Genomic DNA, 6,000 nt, shown 5'->3' on the forward strand with positions numbered 1-6,000 from the left:
GCCGCCATAATGAGAGACGCCGATGGCCTGGACCCTGCTTTACCACCCGGAAGTCGCCAACGATCTCTACAGCTTGGGCCGTAGCGAAGCCAAAATCATCCTGCGCGTGATTGAGCAACGTATCGCCCACGGGGAACCGGACAAACTAGGCAAAGCGCTATCCGGTCCGCTGGCAGGCTGCCGCCGCATTCGCACCGGCCAAACCCGCATCGTCTACCGCGTGAATGGTCTGCGTATTGAGGTGTTGATCATCGCCGTGGGCATGCGCCGCGACAATGAAATCTATGATGCGGCTAGCGGACGCATTGGCTAAGAACCTGTTTACGATCTGCTGCGCGTCGGCGATACGGCGTTGAAACCGAGCTCAAAATGCTCATGTACCACTTGTACATTCCGCTTTTTCGCCCGTTTTCGCCTGGTCTCGCCTTAGCTCGCGAGATCGTAAACAGGTTCTAAGGCGTCGCGCCGCCTGGCTACCTGATGCCTGATACAGGTCAAGTAAATCCCGACCACTGTCCATTCCAATACGCCCCCGGCGCAGGCACACTAGCAGACGGCATGCCAGTTGAATGGACGTAAAAAAAGGCCAGTCGCTTGCGCGCTGGCCGGTCTGAGCTGCCTGTCCGGCAGAGTACTGAAATGAAAATTCCAGCTTTACTATTTCTAAGCTGCCTTATGCCGGCAGTGGCGCCGATGTTACAAGCCACCCTGCCAATTACCGATAAATGTAAAATTTAGCTTTACTAGGTAAAAAATTAGCGTATGGTCGGTGTTGCGCAAGCGCGTGGCAAAGTTGGAGGACCGACCCACACCCATCCCTATCCCTTGCAAAACAGGAGGATGCGCATGTAATGAAGCACCGAGCCAAGGCCCCGGCAGCCCAATCGCGCCGGGGCCGCGCTGCTGTTTGTTCCTGACTTTGTGATTCAAGGACCAGCCATGCCCCCTACCCTCACGCCCCGCGCCACCGCACTACGCACCTTGATGGCCGGCTTCATCCGGCAACGGCGCGACGACAAGCTGGACAAGCTTGCGCCCGACGACGACGCCAAGCGCGAAGCGCTGCTGGCCCAACACCAGCCCGCCGCCTGGCTGGCGGACGCCGCCCGCCGCGCCGGCCAACTGCAAGCCGCCACCCACACCCTTAAAGCCATCCACCCGGACGCCCGCGGCAGCAATCTGTACGCACCGCCCTCCACCCTGCCGCCGCGCCGCGAAGTGGGCAGCCACTGCCTGGGCGCGGATTTTGCCGACGACGTGGTGGGCAACGCCGCCGCGCTGGATGTGTACAAGTTTCTGAAGCAGCAGCACAACGGCCAAAGCCTGCTGGCGCTGGCCTTGGCTCAGGACGCCGACCTGGCTGCCGCGCTCAGCGACGATGCCGAACAGGCTCAGGCCTGGATCGCCGCCTTCGCCGCGCTGACCGACGCCGGCGCGGCGGCCGCCAGCCATAGCCGCGCCAAGCAAGTGTATTGGCTGGTGGGTTACGAGCCGGCCAAGGACGAGCACTACCACTTGCTGGCCCCGCTCTACCCCAGCGCGCTGGCGCAGCGGCTGTATCAAACCATCCAGGAGCAGCGCTTCGGCGAAGCCGCCAAGGCCGCGCGCCAGGCCCGCCGCGAACAACGCGATCACCCGCACGGCTATTGCGACTATCCGCAGCTGGCGGTGCAGAAGCTGGGCGGCACCAAGCCGCAGAATATTTCCCAGCTCAATAGCGAGCGCAAGGGCAATAACTATCTGCTGGCTTCCCTGCCGCCGCAGTGGCGAAGCCAGGGCCTGAAACCGCCGCTCAATAGCGAGGACGCGCTGCTGCGCTTTGGCCGCCGCAACGATGTGCGCCGGCTGGTCCGCCAGCTGCGTGCCTTTCTGGAAAGCCAGCCGCGCAAGATCATGGACACCCGCGACCGCCGCGACGAGCTGAGCGATGCGCTACTGGAGGAGCTGCTGTTGTTCGGCAAGGAGATGCACGAAGGCCTGCCGCCCGGCTGGAGCGCGGACACGCGCTGCCGGCTGCCGGAATACCAGCAGCTGTGGCTGGACCCCTGGCGCGCCGATACCGACGCGGACTTTGCCGCGCGCTGGCATGGCGAGGACTGGCCGCTGGAAGTGGCCAAACGCTTCGGCCGCTGGCTGAACCAGCAATTCGACGCCAGCCCGCTGGAGATGGGCGACGCGGAATTCCGCCACTGGGCGCGCGAGCTGGCCGGGGATCTGGGCTGGCAGGCCCAGCACGATCAAACCCGCCGCCAGCTGGCGGCCATGGCCAAGGAGCAAGCATGAGCACTCTGCCCGTGATCACCGGCTTGCTGAGCGTGCCCCGGCTGCGGGTGCAAAACGCCAACGCCATTTCCAGCCCCTTCACCTGGGGCTTTCCGGCCATTACCGCCTTCACCGGCCTGGCCCAGGCGCTGGAGCGCAAGCTGGCCGGCAGCCTGGATTTGCAGTTCGAGGCGGTGGGCGTGGTCTGCCACCATTACCAGGCGCAGACCAGCGGCGCGTATACCCAGGGTTTCCACCTCAGCCGCAACCCGGTGGACAAGGACGGCGCCACCGCCGCCATCGTGGAGGAAGGCCGCATCCATCTGGACATCAGCCTGCTGTTCGGCCTCACCGGCGAAGCGCTGGCCGCGCCAGGGGAGCAACTGCCGGCACTGGCGCGGCAGGTGACGGACACCCTGCACGGCATGCGCATTGCCGGCGGCAGCGTGACACCGCCGCTGCCCGGCCGTCGCCGTCCCGCACCGCAGTTGATGACCTTGAGCGAGGACGAGACGGAACGATGCGAGCAATTCCGCCAGCTGCGACGCAGCCTGCTGCCCGGCTTTGCGCTGGTGTCCCGCGACGATCTGCTGCAAAGCCACTTGGCCGCCTTGCGCGCCAGCCAGCCGCAGACAGACCTCTTCGACGCCTGGCTGGATCTGTCCCGCATCAACCACGCGCCGCACTGGCAGGAACAAGCGGACCCGGCCGGCGGCGAACCACGCCGCACGCTGGAATGGCGCAGCCAACGCGGCCACAGCCAGGGCTGGACGGTGCCGATGCCGGTGGGCTACGGCGCGCTGTCCCCGCTCTACCCGGCCGGCAGCGTCGCCAACGCCCGCGACGCGCATACGCCGTTCCGTTTTGTGGAAAGCCTGTATTCGCTGGGCGAATGGGTCAGCCCGCACCGGCTGCATGATGTCGGCCAGTTGCTGTGGTACGCCGACGACGACACCGCCAGCGGCTTGTACCGCTGCCGCAATGATTACGCCGCCACCTTGGAAATAGAAGACTAGAAAGGAAGCCTCATGAGCACCGCACCGCTGAAAACCGCTACCGTATTGGCCTTTGAACGCAAGCTGGACCCGTCCGACGCCTTGTTCCACGCCGGCGGCTGGCAACAGCGCGAGCAGCACGCCGGCTGGGAGCCGGTCAGGGTCATCGAAAAATCCGTGCGCGGCACCATTTCCAACCGCCTGAAAACCAAGGACCAGGACCCGGCCAAGCTGGACGCGCAGATTGAAAACCCCAATCTGCAAAAAGTGGACGTGGCCGCGCTGCCGCACCACGCGGACACCTTGAAGATCAGCTTCACGCTGCGGGTGCTGGGCAATGTCGGCGCACCGTCCGCCTGCAACGACAGCGCCTATCAGGCCAAGCTGCGCGCCACCGTGGCCGGCTATGTGCAGGCCCACGGCTTTGCCGAGCTGGCGCGCCGCTATGCCTGCAACCTGGCCAACGGCCGCTTCCTGTGGCGCAACCGCGTGGGCGCGGAGCAGGTGGAAGTGCGGGTAGCGCTGCTGGAGCAAGGCCAGCCGGCGCAGCAATGGCAGTTCGACGCGCTGGCGCTGTCCCTGCGCCACTTCGACCCCGGCAACCAGGCCGCCGCGCTGGAACAGCTGGCCGCCGCCATCGCCGCCGGCCTGGCCGGCCAGCGCCATCTGCTGCTGCAAATCACCGCCTTTGCGCGGCTGGGCGCCGGCCAGGAGGTGTTCCCCTCGCAGGAGCTGATCCTGGACCGCAGCCGCGGCGACAAGAGCAAAACCCTGTACGCCATCGAGCAAGGCGCGCTGAAAATCGCCGCCATCCACTCGCAGAAGCTGGGCAACGCCATCCGCACCATAGACGACTGGCACCCGGAAGCCGAGCAGCTCGGCCCCATCGCGGTGGAGCCCTACGGCTCGGTCACCACGCTGGGCAAGGCCTGCCGCCAGCCCAAGGCCAAGTCCGATTTCTACACCCTGCTGGACAACTGGGTGCTGAAAGACCAGGCCCCAGCGCCGCATGATCAGCACTTTGTGCTGGCCACGCTGATCCGCGGCGGCGTGTTCGGCGCGGCGGAGTAAGCCATGGATCATTACCTGGACATCCGGCTGCGCCCGGACCCGGAGTTTGCGCCCACGCTGCTGATGAACGCGCTGTTCGCCAAGCTGCACCGCGCGCTGAGCGAGCAAGGCCGCGACGACATCGGCGTCAGCTTCCCACGCGCGGCCCCGGCCGCCGCGCTGGGCGACACCCTGCGCCTGCACGGCGGCCACGCCGCCTTGCAGCGGCTGATGGCCGGCGACTGGCTCAGCGGCATGCGCGACCACATCGCGCTGGCCGCCATCCAGCCGGTGCCGCCGCAGGCGGAAGCCTGGCAGGTACGGCGCAAGCAGGCCAAGACCAATCCGGACAAGGAACGCCGCCGGCTGGTGCGGCGGCTGGGCATCAGCGCGGAAGAGGCCGCGCAGCGTTTCCCGGACAGCGCCGCCCGCCGCCTGACCCTGCCCTTCCTCACCCTCAACAGCGCCAGCACCGGCCAGCGTTACCAGCTGCACATCGAGCAGCGCCCAGCCCCGGCCACCCACAGCGGCCGCTTCAACGCCTTCGGCCTCAGCCCCGACGCCACCGTGCCGTGGTTCTAACCCTTTTTTTGCTCCCCGCCGCCAGGCCTGTTAAATCAAGGGCTTGGCGCGGGGATAAATAAAAGGGTTTTTATTGGGGAAAGCGATGCTTCCCCCCGCTGGCGCGGGTTTGCGGGGGAAAGGCTCTAGTTCTCTGCCGGATGGGCAGCTTAGAAAATCAGTCGTTCAATCAACGTCGCCTGTTGTGTGTTCTCTGCCGGATGGGCAGCTTAGAAAACGCTCGGGAAAGTCTTACGAATCGACTGTTTGTTCTCTGCCGGATGGGCAGCTTAGAAAGTGGCGCGCATATCGCCGGCGGAGGCCGCCGAGTTCTCTGCCGGATGGGCAGCTTAGAAACTGGGACAGGTCGTGCAAGAACCGGATGGTGTGTTCTCTGCCGGATGGGCAGCTTAGAAAGTTCGTGACCATTTCCAGCGTGCACTTGGCAAGTTCTCTGCCGGATGGGCAGCTTAGAAATGCCAGACTTCACTGGTCTAGCCTGCGGTGACGTTCTCTGCCGGATGGGCAGCTTAGAAAAAAAAGTTCCCCGTCACGCCGTCCTGCAGCACGTTCTCTGCCGGATGGGCAGCTTAGAAAGCGCGTGACCATCGACATCAGCCCCAGCGCGTGTTCTCTGCCGGATGGGCAGCTTAGAAATATGGGATAGGCCACCATCAGTTTCGTGTCGTGTTCTCTGCCGGATGGGCAGCTTAGAAAAAGATAAGCACTGCATACCGGCATAGAGATAAGTTCTCTGCCGGATAGGCTGCTTAGAAATTCCATGCTGGTGGGCGAGATGAATCCCTCGCGTTCTCTGCCGGATAGGCAGCTTAGAAATGCTTGGCGTTGATGTCGGCGAACATCTGCTGGTTCTCTGCCGGATAGGCAGCTTAGAAAAACCCGACGAACCGATGCGAGTTTGGAATCACGTTCTCTGCCGGATAGGCAGCTTAGAAAATGCCGCGGAGGATGCGGTATTGATTGGGGCTGTTCTCTGCCGGATAGGCAGCTTAGAAATCCTGCCATCTGGTATTGCGTAGAGTGCAACAGTTCACTGCCGGGTAGGCAGCTTAGAAATTGCTGAAGAACGTCGAAGCGGATCTGGACGCGCTCACTGCCGGGTAGGCAGCTT

5 protein-coding genes and 1 CRISPR repeat array are annotated in these 6,000 nt (G+C 64.2%); all 5 genes read left to right on the plus strand.

All coding sequences use genetic code 11. From position 1 onward, the window contains the following. The first annotated feature begins 22 nt into the window (after nucleotides 1–22). Nucleotides 23–313 (plus strand): type II toxin-antitoxin system RelE/ParE family toxin, encoded by a 291-nt coding sequence (locus VI26_RS06275; protein ID WP_048408882.1) that lies wholly within the window; start codon nucleotides 23–25, stop codon nucleotides 311–313. Nucleotides 314–939: 626 nt separating this feature from the next. After that, nucleotides 940–2,283 carry a type I-F CRISPR-associated protein Csy1 gene (gene csy1 / locus VI26_RS06280; protein WP_048408883.1) on the plus strand — a complete coding sequence of 448 codons (1,344 nt, stop codon included), beginning with the start codon at nucleotides 940–942 and terminating at the stop codon, nucleotides 2,281–2,283. Then, nucleotides 2,280–3,278: a type I-F CRISPR-associated protein Csy2 gene (csy2, locus tag VI26_RS06285; RefSeq protein ID WP_048408884.1), complete on the plus strand. Its 999-nt coding sequence runs from the start codon at nucleotides 2,280–2,282 to the stop codon at nucleotides 3,276–3,278. The genes csy1 and csy2 overlap by 4 nt, the downstream gene beginning before the upstream one ends. 12 nt (nucleotides 3,279–3,290) lie before the next feature. Further along, nucleotides 3,291–4,328: a type I-F CRISPR-associated protein Csy3 gene (gene csy3 / locus VI26_RS06290; protein ID WP_048408885.1), complete on the plus strand. Its 1,038-nt coding sequence runs from the start codon at nucleotides 3,291–3,293 to the stop codon at nucleotides 4,326–4,328. A 3-nt stretch (nucleotides 4,329–4,331) separates the two neighbouring features. Then, nucleotides 4,332–4,889 carry a type I-F CRISPR-associated endoribonuclease Cas6/Csy4 gene (cas6f, locus tag VI26_RS06295; RefSeq protein WP_048408886.1) on the plus strand — a complete coding sequence of 186 codons (558 nt, stop codon included), beginning with the start codon at nucleotides 4,332–4,334 and terminating at the stop codon, nucleotides 4,887–4,889. Between the two features lie 128 nt (nucleotides 4,890–5,017). After that, nucleotides 5,018–5,945: a CRISPR direct-repeat array (repeat unit 28 nt; unit sequence GTTCTCTGCCGGATGGGCAGCTTAGAAA). Nucleotides 5,946–6,000 lie beyond the last annotated feature (55 nt).

The organism is Chromobacterium sp. LK1, assembly GCF_001043555.1.
GTDB lineage: Bacteria > Pseudomonadota > Gammaproteobacteria > Burkholderiales > Chromobacteriaceae > Chromobacterium > Chromobacterium aquaticum.

Bases quoted from the DNA above. Each gene is read 5' to 3' on its own strand.
- VI26_RS06275 (WP_048408882.1), top strand. From the start codon at position 23: ATGGCCTGGACCCTGCTTTACCACCCGGAAGTCGCCAACGATCTCTAC.
- csy1 (WP_048408883.1), top strand. From the start codon at position 940: ATGCCCCCTACCCTCACGCCCCGCGCCACCGCACTACGCACCTTGATG.
- csy2 (WP_048408884.1), top strand. From the start codon at position 2,280: ATGAGCACTCTGCCCGTGATCACCGGCTTGCTGAGCGTGCCCCGGCTG.
- csy3 (WP_048408885.1), top strand. From the start codon at position 3,291: ATGAGCACCGCACCGCTGAAAACCGCTACCGTATTGGCCTTTGAACGC.
- cas6f (WP_048408886.1), top strand. From the start codon at position 4,332: ATGGATCATTACCTGGACATCCGGCTGCGCCCGGACCCGGAGTTTGCG.